General features: G+C 61.9%; 18 protein-coding genes. 12 read left to right on the forward strand and 6 right to left on the reverse strand.

Annotated features, from left to right (window positions below):
- Positions 1–25 precede the first annotated feature (25 nt).
- A complete protein-coding gene (locus AC2YI2_RS02890; protein WP_487384907.1) occupies positions 26–1,285 on the forward strand; it encodes a lytic murein transglycosylase in 1,260 nt (419 codons plus the stop codon).
- A 4-nt stretch (positions 1,286–1,289) separates the two neighbouring features.
- Here AC2YI2_RS02890 and AC2YI2_RS02895 read toward each other — a convergent pair whose 3' ends face one another.
- The gene (locus AC2YI2_RS02895; RefSeq protein WP_487384908.1) at positions 1,290–2,204 is read right to left on the reverse strand and encodes a LysR family transcriptional regulator; all 915 of its coding nucleotides are present in this window, start codon (positions 2,202–2,204) and stop codon (positions 1,290–1,292) included.
- A 97-nt stretch (positions 2,205–2,301) separates the two neighbouring features.
- On the opposite strand from AC2YI2_RS02895, the gene styA reads away from it, so the two are divergent.
- Both styA and AC2YI2_RS02905 read left to right on the forward strand, forming a co-directional pair.
- On the forward strand, positions 2,302–3,534 hold the full coding sequence (gene styA / locus AC2YI2_RS02900) for a styrene monooxygenase subunit StyA (protein ID WP_487384909.1): 1,233 nt from the start codon (positions 2,302–2,304) through the stop codon (positions 3,532–3,534).
- Between the two features lie 37 nt (positions 3,535–3,571).
- Positions 3,572–3,874, forward strand: coding sequence for an EthD family reductase (locus AC2YI2_RS02905; protein ID WP_487384910.1), 303 nt, complete (start codon positions 3,572–3,574; stop codon positions 3,872–3,874).
- A gap of 39 nt (positions 3,875–3,913) precedes the next feature.
- On the opposite strand, the gene AC2YI2_RS02910 is transcribed toward AC2YI2_RS02905, so the two are convergent.
- Both AC2YI2_RS02910 and AC2YI2_RS02915 read right to left on the reverse strand, forming a co-directional pair.
- On the reverse strand, positions 3,914–4,342 hold the full coding sequence (locus AC2YI2_RS02910) for an SRPBCC family protein (RefSeq protein WP_487384911.1): 429 nt from the start codon (positions 4,340–4,342) through the stop codon (positions 3,914–3,916).
- Between the two features lies 1 nt (position 4,343).
- On the reverse strand, positions 4,344–4,670 hold the full coding sequence (locus AC2YI2_RS02915) for an ArsR/SmtB family transcription factor (RefSeq protein WP_487384912.1): 327 nt from the start codon (positions 4,668–4,670) through the stop codon (positions 4,344–4,346).
- 165 nt (positions 4,671–4,835) lie between these two features.
- On the opposite strand from AC2YI2_RS02915, the gene AC2YI2_RS02920 reads away from it, so the two are divergent.
- From AC2YI2_RS02920 to truB, 9 genes are all read left to right on the forward strand, one after another.
- The gene (locus AC2YI2_RS02920) at positions 4,836–5,957 is read left to right on the forward strand and encodes a hypothetical protein (protein WP_487384913.1); all 1,122 of its coding nucleotides are present in this window, start codon (positions 4,836–4,838) and stop codon (positions 5,955–5,957) included.
- Positions 5,958–6,036: 79 nt separating this feature from the next.
- Positions 6,037–6,627, forward strand: a complete 591-nt coding sequence (gene rimP / locus AC2YI2_RS02925) for a ribosome maturation factor RimP (protein ID WP_487384914.1) — start codon at positions 6,037–6,039, stop codon at positions 6,625–6,627.
- A 58-nt stretch (positions 6,628–6,685) separates the two neighbouring features.
- On the forward strand, positions 6,686–8,299 hold the full coding sequence (gene nusA, locus AC2YI2_RS02930) for a transcription termination factor NusA (protein WP_487384915.1): 1,614 nt from the start codon (positions 6,686–6,688) through the stop codon (positions 8,297–8,299).
- Positions 8,300–8,334: 35 nt separating this feature from the next.
- Complete coding sequence (locus AC2YI2_RS02935) at positions 8,335–8,967, forward strand: RNA-binding protein (RefSeq protein WP_487384916.1); 633 nt, start codon at positions 8,335–8,337, stop codon at positions 8,965–8,967.
- Positions 8,968–9,056: 89 nt separating this feature from the next.
- Entirely contained in the window at positions 9,057–11,702 is a 2,646-nt protein-coding gene (infB, locus tag AC2YI2_RS02940) for a translation initiation factor IF-2 (RefSeq protein WP_487384917.1), read from the forward strand.
- A gap of 32 nt (positions 11,703–11,734) precedes the next feature.
- Complete coding sequence (locus tag AC2YI2_RS02945; RefSeq protein ID WP_487384918.1) at positions 11,735–12,163, forward strand: hypothetical protein; 429 nt, start codon at positions 11,735–11,737, stop codon at positions 12,161–12,163.
- Between the two features lie 206 nt (positions 12,164–12,369).
- Entirely contained in the window at positions 12,370–12,996 is a 627-nt protein-coding gene (locus AC2YI2_RS02950) for a hypothetical protein (RefSeq protein WP_487384919.1), read from the forward strand.
- Between the two features lie 94 nt (positions 12,997–13,090).
- Positions 13,091–13,498: a 30S ribosome-binding factor RbfA gene (gene rbfA / locus AC2YI2_RS02955; RefSeq protein WP_487384920.1), complete on the forward strand. Its 408-nt coding sequence runs from the start codon at positions 13,091–13,093 to the stop codon at positions 13,496–13,498.
- On the forward strand, positions 13,499–14,428 hold the full coding sequence (gene truB, locus AC2YI2_RS02960; protein WP_487384921.1) for a tRNA pseudouridine(55) synthase TruB: 930 nt from the start codon (positions 13,499–13,501) through the stop codon (positions 14,426–14,428).
- Here truB and AC2YI2_RS02965 read toward each other — a convergent pair.
- The 3 genes from AC2YI2_RS02965 to gstA are packed head-to-tail and all read right to left on the reverse strand — an operon-like array spanning position 14,425 to position 15,656.
- A complete protein-coding gene (locus AC2YI2_RS02965) occupies positions 14,425–14,640 on the reverse strand; it encodes a tautomerase family protein (RefSeq protein ID WP_487384922.1) in 216 nt (71 codons plus the stop codon). The genes truB and AC2YI2_RS02965 overlap by 4 nt on opposite strands.
- Before the next feature lie 10 nt (positions 14,641–14,650).
- Positions 14,651–15,028, reverse strand: coding sequence for a nuclear transport factor 2 family protein (locus AC2YI2_RS02970; protein ID WP_487384923.1), 378 nt, complete (start codon positions 15,026–15,028; stop codon positions 14,651–14,653).
- Between the two features lie 19 nt (positions 15,029–15,047).
- Positions 15,048–15,656: a glutathione transferase GstA gene (gene gstA / locus AC2YI2_RS02975; RefSeq protein ID WP_487384924.1), complete on the reverse strand. Its 609-nt coding sequence runs from the start codon at positions 15,654–15,656 to the stop codon at positions 15,048–15,050.
- Positions 15,657–15,693: the final 37 nt, after the last annotated feature.

The following is a 15,693-nucleotide window of genomic DNA, read 5'->3' on the forward strand; positions in this document are numbered from 1 at the left end:
TCGAATCTCCCCCCTTGAGGGGGAGATGTCCGGCAGGACAGAGGGGGGTTCTCGCGCATTCATCGTAGCACTTCTTGCGCTGCTGCTCTCGCTCGCCACCCTCCCCGCCTTCGCCGCCAACCAGGCAAGGGTCGAAAAGCAGTTCGCTGCCTGGATCGAAAGCGATGCCTGGCCAGCGGCTCAAGCCAATGGCGTGTCGCGCAAGTCTTTCGACCGCGCCTTTGCTGGTGTGAAGATCAACTGGAAGCTCCCGGATCTCACGCCGCCTGGCGAGAAGCCCAAAGCGAAGCGCAAGCAGAACCAGGCCGAATTCGCCTCGCCGGGTCCCTATTTCGACGAGAAACGCCTGGCGGGTCTCGCCGCGTCCGGCCGGTCCTATGCATCGTCTCACGCCAATCTGCTCAAGCAGATCGAGAAGAAATTCGGCGTTCCCGGCGAGATCGTGCTCGCCATCTGGGGCCGCGAGACCGGTTATGGCCGCGCCAAGATCACGGCGTCCGAGATGGATGTGCTGGCCACCATGGCCTTCATGGGTGACCGCAAGGAGCTCTTCATGAAGGAACTCGTGGCGGCTCTCTTGATGGTCGAGCAGGGCATCGATCCCAAGCGAATGAAGGGCTCCTGGGCAGGCGCGATGGGCCAGCCGCAATTCATGCCGTCGAGCTATCTCAAATATGCCGTCGATTTCGACGGCGACGGCGACAAGGATATCTGGAATTCGGTGCCCGACGCGCTCGGATCGATCGCCAATTATCTGGTCGCCAAGGGCTGGCAGAAGGGCCGCAGCTGGGGCTACGAGGTCAGCATTCCCGGCGAGGTCACCTGCGCCCAGGAAGGGCCGGATCTGGCCCAGCCGATCGCCCATTGGGCTTCGCTCGGCATAGCAAGGATCTCGGGCAAGGATTTTCCGAAGGGCGAGCTCAAGGCCAGCGGCATGATGATCGTGCCGGCCGGTCGGCATGGCCCCGAGTTCATCGTCACGCCGAATTTCTACGTGCTCAAGGAGTATAACAATTCCGATCTCTATGCGCTGTTCATCGGCAATCTCGCCGACCGGATCGCCAATGATTCCGGTGCCTTCAAGGGCAAGTGGGGCAAGGTCGGACACATGTACCGCTCGGATGTCGAGAAGATGCAGAAGCGGCTCAACAAGATGGGCCACGATGTCGGCAAGATCGACGGCCTGCCGGGCTACAAGACCCGCCGCTCGATCGGGCGCTGGCAGGAGAAAAACGGCATGAAGCCGACCTGTTATCCCGAAGAAGAGATGCTCGGAAAGCTCTGACGGCTCAGCGCTGCTCCGGCCAGATATCGGCAGCCAACAGGTCGGCATGCTCGATCACCAGGTCGCAGAACATCCGCGCCCGGTTCGACATCCAGTTGGCGTTTGGATAGACGATATTCAGCGGCAGCGACGGGATGGCGAAATCCGGCAGGACATGGACCAGCCGCCCCGTCTGCAGATGCGGCACGGCGCACCAGCCCGGCAAAACCGCAATGCCGAGATGATGCAGCGTCGCTTCCGCCATGGCGTCGGCATCGTCGCAGAGAAGCGTTGGATTGATATCGACCTGATTGCGTCCCATGTCCGATTCCAGCGTCCACTGCACCTTGCCGGGAGCGCGCGCATAGGCGATGCAGGGCAGGCCCGAGAGCTGATAGGGCAAGGAGGGTATGGCGTGCCGCGCAAGGAATGACGGCGTCGCCACGAGATAGCGCCGGATCGTGCCGACGCGACGGGCGATCAGCGAACTCGAAGGCAGCACACCGATCCGGAGCGCGAGCTCGTAACCTGATTCAACGAGATCGTCATAATTCTCGCTGAAGCCGACATTGAGCTGAACGCTGGGATAGCGCCGCATATATTCGATGAAGAGTTCGCTGAAATAGCGCCGGCCGAAGGAGGTCGGCACGCTGATCTGCAAGATGCCGGTCGGCTTGACCGTCTCGCCGGCTGGTTGGGTGCCGACGCTGTCATACGTGGCGACGATGTCCTTCGCCAGCCGATGGATGCGCTCGGCCTCCTGGGTCAGATGCAGCCGCCGCGTCGTGCGCGCGAAGAGCCGCGTGCGAAACTCCTGTTCGAGCATGGATATGCGCTTGCTGACGGCTGCCTGGCCGATGCCGAGGTCTTCGGCGGCCTGCGAGAAGCTGCCGGCCTCGACGACGCGCACGAAAGTCCGGAGGGCATCAATGCGATCCATTCATTCCTCGTCGGAATTAATAATATTCTACTCATGTTATATCCGAACATAAAGAACGCGGCTACATTCTTAACATGTGCAGGAGGGAGGATTGCATATGTCGAAATCCATCGGGATCGTTGGTGCGGGTGTCGGAGGTCTGCATCTCGCGCTCTATCTTCAGAAGCATGGCGTCCAGCCTGTTGTCATCACCGACCGAACGCCGGAGCAATATGCCAATGTCCGGCTGCTCAACACGGTGGCGCATCATTCGGTGACCGTCGCCCGGGAGAATGAGCTCGGCGTCAATCACTGGGACAATCCCGACTGGATCTATCACCATCATGATCACTTCTTCGGCTTCCCCGAGCCGTTGCAGTTCCGCGGTGCCTTTTCCAATCCGAGCCGGGCGGTGGCCTACCGCGTCTATCTGCCCCACCTGATGGAGGATTTCGTGGCCCGCGGCGGCAAGATCGAATACTGCAATATCCAGGACGACGACATTCCGGCGCTGGTCGCGCGGTTCGATCTTCTCGTCGTCTCCACCGGCAAGGGCGCTCTCGGCCGCATGTTCGCCTATCGCCCGGAACATTCGCCCTTCACCCAGCCACAGCGCCTGCTCTGTGTCGGTCTCTACAGTGGCCTGAAGCACACGGGGCCGCGTGGCGTGACGCTGTCGGTCTCGCCGGGCCATGGCGAGATGATCGTCATCCCGACGCTGACCTTCGACGGGATGAAGGAAGCGCTGTTGATGGAGAACATTCCGGGCGGCGACATGGCGGATCTCGTTTCGCTGTCCTATGACGACGATCCCGCAGCCTTCCGGCAGACGATGCTCGACAAGCTGGAAAAGCATCATCCTACCACCTACGACCGGATAGATACGCATCGCTTCGATCTCGCCCAGCCGCTGGACCTGCTGCAAGGCGCCGTTGTGCCGACTGTGCGGCAGACCTCGGTCGCCTTCGACAATGGCCGCCATGCGATCGCGCTCGGCGACGTCCATTCGGTCGTCGACCCGATGATGGGCCAGGGCGCCAATATGGCGTCCTACGCGGCTTTCGTGCTGGGCAAGGCGATCGTCGATGCCGATGTCTTCGATGCGCGGTTCTGCGAGAAGGTCGACCAGGCGCGCGAGAACCGGGTGCTGGCCGCATCGCGCTGGACCAATCTGATGCTGCAGCCGCCGACGGCAGCGGTTGGACGGCTGATCTTCACCATGGCCGAGAACCGCAAGCTCTGCGACGAATTCACGGAGAATTTCAACTATCCGGAGCGGCAGTGGGATAATCTCGCCAGCGAGCAACGTACCCATGCCTGGATCGACCGGCATCTCGCGCTCGCGGCCTGACGCTCGCATACAGTCGAAATTTGGGAGAAGACTTCCGATGCATTGCCTGACCGTGACTTACGAGGTGCCCGACGATCCGGCGCATTTTAAGGATTATTACGTCAAGACGCATATCCCGCTTGCCCGGGCGCTGCCCGGCCTGCTGTCCCTCAGCTACGGTTTCCCCGAGCCGATGACGCCGGCGCCTGCGCCTTTCTGCATCTTCCAGGCCTATTTCACCGATGTCGCCGCTATGGAAGATGCGCTGCGGTCCGAAATTGGCGCGCGGGTGGCGGCGGATGTGCCGAATTATTCGCCCACACGACCGAGCCTGAGCCACCATGAGGTGCAAGGCGGCTGAGCCCGCCGGGCGCGCCATCGGCCCGCCCGGCATTGGCATTCAACCGATCAGGTTGACGAGGTTGCCGACGATCGCGGTCCAGCCTTCCTTGTGGCCGTCGCGGGCTTCTTCGCTGCGGAATTTCACGTGCCGCAGGCTGAGGTCCGTCGTGCCCGGCTTGGGCTCGGTGAGGTCGATCGTCACCACGCTGTCATCGAGCGAATAGGGCGACTCCCAGGTGAAGACGAGGCGGGAGTGCGGGTCGATCTCGAGATAGGTCCCGGCATGCGGGATTTCCTTGTCGCCGTTCATCATGACGATCGAGAAGCGGCCACCCTTGACCGGGTCGTTGCTCACCTGGGTGGGCTTTGAGCCGCCCATCGGTGTGCTCATGAACTTCGCCAGGATCTCGGGCGAGAGCCAGGCGTTGAACACCGACTCGCGGGAAGCGGGAATGGTTCGGTTGATGGTCAGTTCGAGTTCACTCATCTCATTTGTCCTTTTTGACTAACACGTCTTCGAGCGCCGCGAGGCGCAGTTCCCAGATGGACTTGAGTTGCGCAAACCAGCCTTCGGTCAGCCTCAGCGGTTCGAGCTCCGCGGCGATGAAATGCTCGCGGCCCATGGTCCGGCGGGTGACCAGTCCCGCCTCCTCCAGCACCTTGATGTGCTTTGAAACGGAATTTAGGGACATGTCGAAATGAGCGGCGAGCGCGGTCACTCTCAACGCGCCCTCCTGTACGAGGAGCGTCAAGATCTGTCGCCGCGTGGTGTCGCCAGCGGCCTTCAATATGCGTGACAGAGCGTCTTCGTCCATTTATTCACCCTAATGGTTGAATATTCCATTCCGACTCGATAGTCAACCATATGGGTGAATATTTCTCGCTGCAATGTCAGCGTGGTCTCGCGTTTCATCAGCGCGCCTTGAAAAACGCCCGATCAGGGGCGACATGCGGCCTTAGGGACGCCGGGTGAACTGAGCATGCTGAGACGGCTGATATCGTTGGGCACAATCGCTTCGCTTGTCCTTTCGGGCTATGCGCTGGCTCCTGTCGCCGCCCAGGTGGCGCAGGTCTTAGGCATCCGGGACGATCCGGGGAAGGTCCTGCTCTATCGCCTGTCGACCCTCGACAAGCCGGCCTATGACCGCGAAATCGCGCAGGCGCTCGGCAAGGATGATCCCGAACTCGCCCGCAGTCTTGCCGATCTTGCCAGAGCACAGAACATTGTCATCGATGACGCAACGCTGCAGAAGATCGCGGCGGCAGAACAGTTCTCGCTGACGCGCTCCACCCGGCAGCTCTTCACCGGAGCCGTGACGGGCGAGGCCGATAGCCCCACCGCCTTTGCCGGCGCGCTGGCGGCAGACCTCACCGTGGTGGGCGATATCAGGGATCTGTCGCAGCAGGCCTTCGCCTATCCCGACCAGGACAATCTCACTGTAGTCCTGGCCGCCACGGGGATCATTCTCACCGGTGCCACCGCCTTCACCGTCGGGACGTCAACCGCCGGCAAGGTCGGTGTCTCGGCAATCAAGGCGGCACGGAAGATGAAGCGGCTGTCTAAAGGGCTGGAGCGTCAGTTGGTGCGGCTTGCGAGCGATGCCGTCGACACGAGGGTGCTCAAAACCCTGACCCGGGATCTCGGCAATTGGAATTTCCGCGCCGCCTTTGACGGCACGCGACGGCTGATCAAGCCACGCGTTGTCGTCGAGATCGCCGAGACCGGTGGCGCGCTTAGTCATGTCTTCGGAAAGCAGGGCTATCGCGCAACGCTGCAGGTGCTCGAAGTAGCCGACGATACCGCCGATGTCCGCAAGCTTCGCCGTGTCTCCGACGGCCTCGGCACCAAGTTCCGCGGCGCGCTCCATCTCAAGCGCGGCGCAAAGCTGACCTTGAGGGTCGCGGAGATCGCCTTCGGCTTCCTCTGGTGGATTTCGGCCATTGTCGGCTGGCTGCTCTGGGCGGCTTGGGTAACGGCGCGCCTATCGTGGAAGACTGGCCGACTGGCGAGTCGTGCTATCCTGTGGATGCTCCGTCGGAGGCCACCGCCATTGGACTTGCATTTCACCCCCGACAGGTCTATAGCAACCCCAAATTCTTGATCATTAGATGAAGAGTGGGGCCGCGAGGACCCGCTCTTTTTTGTTACCTCCAGCTTGAACCTGGATGAAACGAGACACCATGAACGACACGGTTATCGAACCGAGACTGATCACCGAGACCGGGATCGACGCCCGCGTCGCCTCCATCATTGAGCCGACCATTGTCGAAATGGGCTACCAGCTCGTGCGGGTGAAGCTCTCCAGCCAGAACGGCATGACGCTGCAGATCATGGCCGAGCGGCCGGATGGAATCATGACCGTCAGCGACTGCGAGAAGCTGTCGATGGCGATCTCGCCGGTGCTCGATGTTGAAGACCCCATCGACAAGGCGTATCATCTTGAAGTGTCGTCGCCGGGTATCGATCGGCCCATGGTGCGCAAGTCCGACTTCTCCAAGTGGACCGGCCACGTTGTGAAGTTCGAGACTTCCGTCATGGTGGAAGGCCGCAAGCGTTTCCGCGGCACGATCAAAAGCGTTTCCGAAGATGCTTTCGTGCTCGACCGTGAAGCCGTGGGCAAGGACGAAGATCCCTTGGTCACCATACCGTTCAATACGCTTTCGGAAGCGCGGCTTATCCTGACCGACGACCTGATCCGTGATGCGTTGAAGGCAGACAAAATGGCGCGCGCCGCCGCGAACGAGAATTTCGAGAGTGAGGATGACGCCTGAGCCCTGAGCGCAGGACGGCATCATAGACAATCCGACCATCAGCATTGGAGACTTCGAGATGGTAGTGAGTGCAAACAGGCTGGAGCTGCTCCAGATCGCCGACGCGGTTGCCCGCGAAAAGTCGATCGACCGGGAAATCGTGCTCGCCGCTATGGCCGATGCGATACAGAAGGCGGCGCGCTCGCGCTATGGCACTGAGTCCAACATCAAGGCCGACATCAACCCGAAGACCGGCGAGATGAAGCTGCAGCGCCTGCTCGAAGTCGTCGAGCATGCCGAGGACTATTCCAAGGAAATCCCGCTTCTCCTGGCCCGCGACCGCAATCCGGACGCCCAGATCGGCGACTTCATTGCCGACCCGCTGCCGCCGATGGATTTCGGCCGTATCGCCGCCCAGTCGGCCAAGCAGGTTATCGTGCAGAAGGTGCGCGAAGCCGAGCGTGACCGCCAGTTTGACGAATACAAGGACCGCATCGGCGAGATCATCAACGGCACAGTCAAGCGCGTCGAATACGGCAACGTGATCGTCGATCTCGGCCGCGGCGAAGGCATCATCCGCCGCGACGAGATGATCCCGCGCGAAGCCATGCGCCCGGGCGACCGCGTCCGCGCCTATGTCTATGATGTGCGCCGCGAACAGCGCGGTCCGCAGATCTTCCTGTCGCGCACCCATCCGCAGTTCATGGTCAAGCTCTTCACCATGGAAGTGCCCGAGATCTATGACGGCGTCATCGAGATCCGCTCGGTCGCCCGCGATCCGGGCTCGCGCGCCAAGATCGCCGTCATCTCCAACGATTCGTCGATCGATCCGGTCGGCGCCTGCGTGGGTATGCGCGGCTCTCGCGTCCAGGCCGTCGTCGGCGAACTGCAGGGTGAGAAGATCGACATCATTCCGTGGTCCAACGACCCGGCCAACTTCATCGTCAACGCGCTGCAGCCGGCCGAAGTGGCCAAGGTGGTTCTCGACGAAGACGCCGAGCGTATCGAAGTTGTGGTACCGGACGAACAGCTGTCTTTGGCCATCGGCCGCCGCGGCCAGAATGTCCGCCTCGCTTCGCAGCTGACCGGCTGGGATATCGACATCCTGACCGAAGCCGAAGAATCGGGCCGCCGCCAGAAGGAATTCAACGAACGGACAGCGCTCTTCATGGAAGCGCTTGACGTCGACGAGATGGTCGGTCAGGTGCTGGCTTCGGAAGGCTTCGCGCAGGTCGAAGAACTCGCCTATGTCGATGCCAGCGAAATCGCTTCGATCGACGGCTTCGACGACGAGACGGCGGAAGAGATCCAGAATCGCGCCAAAGAATATCTCGGCCGAATCGAAGCCGAGATGGATGCCAAGCGCAAGGAACTCGGCGTTGAGGATGAACTCTACCAGATCGAGGGCCTCAATGCCCAGATGCTGGTCGCACTCGGCGAGGACGGTATCAAGACGATCGAGGACTTCGCCGGCTGCGCCGCCGACGACCTCGTCGGCTGGACTGAGAAGAAGAACGGCGAGACCAAGCGTTTCGAAGGTCTGTTCCAGAAGTTCGACATCTCGCGCACAGACGCCGAAGCAATGATCGTGCAGGCGCGCCTTTCGGCCGGCTGGATCACCGAGGACGACCTTGCGCAGGAAGCTGAAGAGCTTGCCGTCGAAGGCGCCGAGGACGACGAAACCGTCGCCTGAGGCGAAGGTTTCGTGAGCACATTGTGGGGTCATTCATGACGGTGGACAAGGATGAGTTGCCGATGAATGACCGCATGTGCATCGTGACGCGCGAAAGCGGGCCGGCCGATGAGCTGATCCGCTTCGTGGCCGGGCCGGATGGCACTGTGGTACCCGATCTGAAGCGCCAGCTTCCCGGCCGGGGCTGCTCGATCAAGGCTGATCGCAAGCTTGTCGACCAGGCCGTAAAGAAGCAACTTTTCGCCCGTGCCTTGAAAACGGACGTGAAGGCACTACCTGAACTGGGCGCCCAGGTGGATCACCTGCTCCTCTCCCAGTTGACTGGCATGATGAGCATGGCCCGCAAGGCAGGGCAGTTTCTCTCCGGCACGATGAAGGTCGACAATGCGGTGCGCACCGGACAAGCGCTCGCCGTGTTTCATGCGACCGACGCAGCCGGCGACGGTATCCGCAAGATTTCAAACGCCCGCAAGGCCGTGAGTTTCATGATGGATGATGGCGAGGAAATACCCGCATTCCGGCTTTTGTCCTTCGACGAAATGCAGGAACTGATGGGCGATAATGCATTTATCCACGCCGTGGCGCTTGCAGGGCAGGCCGGTGAGGGTGTAGTGAAGCGCGCGAAACTGCTCGAAACCTATCGCGGCGGCAGCGCCGGACCTATGTGAAAAGCAGCGGTGCCCGCGAGAATTTTGAACGCATGGAGCTCCGCCACCGGACAGAAGGTGGCGCGGAAGCTTGGGAAAACGGAAGCGGAATGACGGACAACAACGACGACAAGACTCTCCACGTATCAGGCAAGAAGACCCTGACGCTGAAGCCATCCGGGCTGACGCAGGGCACCGTGCGCCAGGACATGGGCCGGGGCAGGACGAAGGCTGTCGTCGTGGAAACCCGCAAGCGCCGTCCCGGCGGTCATGATGACAAGCCGCAGGTTGTGGTTCCGATCCAGACCCGCCCGCAGCCGCATGTGGCCCAGCAACCCACACGTACACATGTCGAGCAGCGCCGGCCCGAGCCGCAGCGCCCGACAGGTACTGTTCTGAACCAGCTTTCAGCCGGCGAAATCGATGCGCGCCGACGCGCGCTTGCCGAAGCGGCCATCCGCGATGCCGAGGAGGCCAAGGTCCGCGCCGTCGAGGAAGCTCGCCGCGCCAAGGAAGCTGCCGAAGCGGCAGCTCTTCGCGCCGAGGAAGACGCACGCCGCAAAGCCGAGGAAGCCCTTCGCCCTGTCGTCGAGACGCCGGTCGTCGAAGCGAAGGTCGAGGCACCCGTCGTCGAGGAGCGTCGCCCCGAGCCCGTGGCAGAGATCGTCCGCCGCCCTCCCGCTTCGCAGCCCCCAGTCACTCGTCGCCCGGATGCCACGCCCGCCCCGGGTGCTCCCGGACGTGGCCCGCGTGGTCGCGGTCCCGAGGAGGAAGAAGAGCGTCGCGGCAGCGCACCGCGCGGCCGTGTCCCGGCTGCCCGCATCGAAGCGCCGAAGCCCACCCGCAAGGTCGAAGACGTCAGGCGCGCACCGTCCAAGGTCGTCGTCACCGATGGCGAGGACGACGGCAATCCGGGTCGCGGTCGTTCGCTCTCGGCCATGCGCCGCCGGCAGGAAAAGTTCCGCCGCAGCCAGATGCAGGAAGTCCGCGAGAAGGTTCTCCGCGAAGTCATCCTGCCTGAAACCATTTCGATCCAGGAACTCAGCCAGCGTATGTCCGAGCGTTCGGTCGACGTCATCAAGTTCCTGATGAAGGAAGGCCAGATGCTGAAGGCAGGCGACATCATCGATGCCGACCTCGCCGAACTCATTGCGGTCGAATTCGGCCATACGGTCAAGCGCGTTTCCGAGTCCGACGTCGAAACCGGCATCTTCGGCCGCGAGGACGATGCGGCCGAGATGGTTTCGCGCCCGCCGGTCGTGACGATCATGGGCCATGTCGACCACGGCAAGACTTCGCTGCTCGATGCGATCCGCAACGCCAATGTCGTGTCCGGTGAGGCCGGTGGCATTACCCAGCATATCGGCGCCTACCAGGTTGAAAAGAACGGCAACAAGATCACGTTCATCGACACGCCAGGCCACGCAGCCTTCACCGCGATGCGCGCCCGCGGCGCGCAGGTCACCGACATCGCGATCCTCGTGGTCGCCGCCGACGACAGCGTGATGCCGCAGACGATCGAATCGATCAACCACGCCAAGGCCGCCGGCGTGCCGATCATCGTGGCGATCAACAAGGTGGACAAGCCGACCGCCAATGCGCAGAAGGTCCGCACGGAGCTTCTGCAGCACGAAGTGTTCGTCGAATCCATGGGCGGTGAAGTGCTCGACGTCGAAGTCTCCGCCAAGACCGGTGCTGGCCTCGACAAGCTGCTCGAAGCCATTCTGTTGCAGTCGGAACTCCTCGACCTCAAGGCAGATCCAACGCGTACGGCCGAAGGTTCGGTGGTTGAAGCCAAGCTCGATCGCGGTCGCGGCTCCGTCGCCACTGTGCTCGTGTCAAAAGGTACACTTCGCCCCGGCCAGATCATCGTCGCCGGCGACCAGTGGGGCCGAGTACGCGCCCTGGTCAACGATCGCGGCGAGCATATCAAGGAAGCGGGTCCGGCCATGCCGGTCGAGATCCTCGGCCTTCAGGGCACACCGCAGGCAGGCGACAAGTTCGCGGTCGCCGAGAACGAAGGCCGCGCCCGTGAAATCGCCGAATATCGCCAGCGCCTGACCCGCGAAAAGGCTGTGGCTCGCCACGCCGGCCAGCGCGGTTCGCTCGAACAGATGATGACGCAGCTCACCGCTGCCGGCGTCAAGGAATTCCCGCTCGTGATCAAGGGCGACGTGCAGGGCTCGATCGAAGCCATTGCCGGCGCACTCGACAAGATCTCGACCGACGAGGTCCGGGCCCGCATCGTCCATTCCGGTGCAGGTGCGATCACCGAGTCGGACGTCTCGCTCGCAGAAGCTTCCGGTGCAGCGATCATCGGCTTCAACGTTCGTGCCAACCCGCAGGCCCGCGATGCGGCCGAACGGGCGGGTATCGAGATCCGCTACTACAACATCATCTACGACCTGACCGACGACGTGAAGGCGGCCATGTCCGGCCTGCTCTCGCCGGAGCGCCGCGAAACCTTCCTCGGTTACGCGCTCATCCAGGAAGTCTTCAACATCACCAAGGTCGGCAAGGTCGCCGGCTGCCGTGTCACCGAAGGCAAGGTCGAACGTGGCGTGGGCGTCCGCCTGCTGCGCGACAACGTCGTCATCCACGAAGGCAAGCTCAAGACCCTCAAGCGCTTCAAGGATGAAGTCTCGGAAGTGCAGGTCGGCCAGGAATGCGGCATGGCCTTCGAGAACTACGAAGATATTCGCGCCGCCGACGTCATCGAATGCTTCCGCGTCGAGCATATCACGCGTACGCTCTAATGTTGGCTTCGCGTCTGTTGCAGATTCTCAGAATGGCGGCTCCGGCCGCCATTCTCATATTTCTGCCCGGCATCGCCGTGGCTGGGGTCTGCGACCAGGATTCGCTGAACTTCGCCGACCATCTGCCCTTTCTCGATAATTTCCTAAAGGGGCAAGCAGACGGCGACCAGTTCCGCAAGTTCTTCACGCCGGAGTCCTTCATTACCGGCGCGATCCTGATCTGGCTGGTCGCCAGCAATGGCACGCGGGCCACGATCACGGCGATGGTCTGGTTCCTGTGCCTCGCGATCTACAGCGCCTTCGCCTACCTCTCGATTGATCTCGCCGACCCCTATTATCAGGCGGCAATCACAGAAGGCTGCGTCGAAAATTCGCCGCGGCATATCCTCAGCAATCTCGGCTTTGCAACAATTGCAGCGCTTCTGACCTGGCAGCGTCTGCGCCGCCAGAAATCCGGGTAGTCCTTGTTTTCGCGTGATCTCGCATCTTCTACCTGACCTATACCGGAGCCAATCAGCGCGGCGACCTGATCAGCATCTTCGTCGAATAACCGTGCCCGGCGGTCCGTCTGCAAGTTTGTTACAAGACTGCGCTGGTAGGAACTCGGTGCTTGGACCGGGCTCCAATAGTCGCGGTCCAGTGTAACGACCCAAGGCGGGAAAACGTGATGAGCTATGAAGCGGCCGACCGCGTCCTGTCTCTGTCCTTCAACCGCGATCCCGTCGAGCATGCCGATGTGATGCTCGAGACGGGACAACGCATGATGACGAGCACGCGGCCGTCCTCGGGCGGGGCGGGTTTGGTGATCGCAATCGGCTTTGGCGCTGTCGTTGGCATTGCCATGGAAATCCACCGCCGTTTCCTGCTGCCTCTCATTGTCGGCCCGTCAGAGATCGCGCCGCTCGGCACTGTCGCGCTTCAGTTGCTGCCGCTTATCATTCTGATCCTGGCGCTCTGCGCATTTCTTTATGTGCGTGCTTTGAGACGCCAGCGCAACGCGCTTATCTCCAGGCTGGAGCCCAACGTTTTCGTTGACGTCGACATATTCCCGGAGGGGATCCGGTTGTCGAGCGACCAGATGAGGATCGAGCTCGACTGGCTTGCTGTCCGAGCCGTATTCGCCGACGGAAGTCGAATTGAGATCGAGTGTGAGAGCATTGCGCTCTACCTCCCCGAGCGGGCGTTCACGGACCGGAAGGCCTTTGCCGAGGCGGCGAAGACGATACGCAACCTGTGGCGTGAAGCGTTGAAACGCGAGCATGACGGCAAGATGGTGGCGGCCGGCCTCGACTGACTCCCTATCCACGGTCTTGACCTTTCGGTCCAAACGAGTCATTCACCCGCGCTTGAAGAAGCGGGCGCCAAGGGCGCCGCACGATTGGATCCAAATGCCGAAACCTACCAACTCCGCGCCCTCGCAGCGCATGCTGCGCGTGGCCGAACAGGTCCGCGCAGCGCTGACCCAGGTCCTGCAGCGTCGCGAAATCACCGATCCGTTGATCGAGAACACTGTTATCTCGATTTCGGAGGTGCGCATGTCGCCCGATCTCAAGGTCGCAACGGCCTTCGTTACGCCGCTCGGCAACAAGGATCACGACAAGATAGTCGCCGCCCTGAACAGGAACGCAAAATTCGTCCGCGGCAAGATCGGTCCCGATCTGCGCCAGATGAAGTTCATGCCGGAGATCCGCTTCAAGGACGACACGAGCTTCGAGAATTTCCGCAAGATCGACGCACTCCTGAAGTCGCCGGAAGTGCAGCGCGACCTCGGTCACGAACAAAAAGAAAAAGACTGAATGTCCAAGCCGAGAAAACCCAAGGGCCGTCCGATCTCCGGCTGGCTCATCCTCGACAAGCCGGTGGATTTCGGCTCGACCGAAGCCGTCTCCAAGATCAAATGGCTGTTCAAGGCGCAGAAGGCTGGCCATGCCGGTACGCTCGATCCGCTCGCATCCGGCATGCTGCCGATCGCGCTGGGCGATGCCACCAAGACCGTGCCCTATGTCATGGATGGTCGCAAGATCTATGAATTCACGGTGACCTGGGGCGAGGAGCGCTCGACCGACGACCTCGAAGGCGAGGTCACGCAGACTTCCGACAAGCGTCCGACGGAGCAGGAGATTCGTGACCTGCTGCCTGCCTACACCGGCGTCATCCAGCAGATCCCACCGCAATTCTCCGCGATCAAGATTGCAGGCGAGCGCGCTTATGATCTTGCCCGTGAAGGCGAAACTGTGGAGATACCGTCCCGCGAGGTCGAGATCCACCGGCTGACGCTGCTCAAGACCGAAACGGACAAGGCGCATTTCGAAGTCGAGTGCGGCAAGGGCACCTATGTGCGCTCGCTGGCCCGCGATTTCGGCCGCGAACTCGGCTGCTACGGCCATATCTCGGACCTCCGCCGCAGCTATGTCGCGCCCTTCGGCGAAGAGCAGATGGTGCCGCTCGCCAAGCTCGTGGAACTCGAAGCTGTCGAGGATCAGGACGAGAGGCTCGCGGCACTCGATGCCTGGCTGATCGACACCGCCGAGGCGCTGTCGAACCTGCCGCATCTTCCCATCAGCGAAGACCAGGCCCGCCGCATACGCTCAGGCAACCCGATCATCCTCCGGGGCCGCGATGCCCCCCTGCCCTGCCCCGAGGCCTACGCCACGGTATCGGGCGACCTCGTCGCCATCGGCGCGATCGAGGAAGGCGAATTCCGGCCGAAGCGCGTCTTTGCCTAGCTGGATTTTCGCGCGGCCTGCTTGCGGTATTCATCGACCGGCAGGCCGCCGATCCCCCAATCCTCGAAGGCAACTTCGTCGATGACCACGAAAGTCGTGGCCGGATTCTTGTCGAGCACCTCGACGAGCAGGTCCGTCACGCCCTTGATGATGGCGGCCTTCTGCGTGGGCGTCGCGCCCTCACGGGTGATCTTCACATTCACATAGGGCATGGTCGCCTCCTCAGGCGGGGATGAGGTCGTAATGAAAGACCTTCGAGATGATCTGCCAGCGCCCGTCTAGCTTGATCAGCGTCAGGCAATCGGTGAACAGCTTTTCGCCGATCGAGCAATGGACTCGTGCCGTGGCGGTGACGGGGCCGGCGAATTCGATGGAGACGATGCTGTCGCGGCGCGGCTCGTTACGGCTTGCCGGCGACGGGCGCTTATCGACGATGGGGAAGTATTCCCCCATCGTGCGGTAGAGGAGCGAGCCGTCCGTTACCGAGACATAGTGCGCATCGGGATGGAAGACGCGGGCCAGCCGCGTCGTGTCACTGAAATAGAGACCGTCGAAATAGTCTGCCAGCACGCTTGCGACGTCATTGAATGGCTCGGTCATGGAAGTGCTCCTCCGGGGGTTAGGCAAGGCCTTCGGCGCGCATCGCGGCTTGTACCGTGGGTCGGGCGGCGACGCGATCGACGAAGTCCTTGAGGCGCGGCCAGTTGGCAAGCGACATGTTCTTGGCATTGGCCCAGTTGGCGATGACGAAGGCATAGGCATCAGCCACGGTGAAGACAGCACCCGTAAGAAACGCCCGACCGTCTGACAGGCGTGATTCCAGCCAGTCGAAATTCCGGGCCACTGCGTCGCGCGCCGCCTGTTGCTCGGCTTCGGACTTGCCGGGGATAAAAAGAGGGCCGAAGGCCTTGTGCAGTTCAGATGCCACGAAGTTCAACACTTCCTGCATGCGGGCTCGTGCGAGCGTGCCGACCGGTGGCGCGAGTTCGGTGGCGCCGTTGCTGTCGGCGATGAACTGCAGGATGGCGGCACCCTCGGTCAGCACTTCGCCGCCGCCGATGTCGAGTGCCGGCACGGAGCCCTTGGCATTGACGGCGCGATAGTCGGCACCATGCTCGGTGACTTTGTTCACGATATCGACGCGTTCGAGTTCAAAGGGCTTGCCGATCTCGTGCAAAATGACATGCGATGCCATCGAGCAGGCGCCGGGTGAGTAGTAGAGCTTCATGGTCTTCTCCAGATTTGGCGTGACGCGGTGTACATAT

This window comes from Rhizobium sp. SRI_017 (assembly GCF_057586295.1).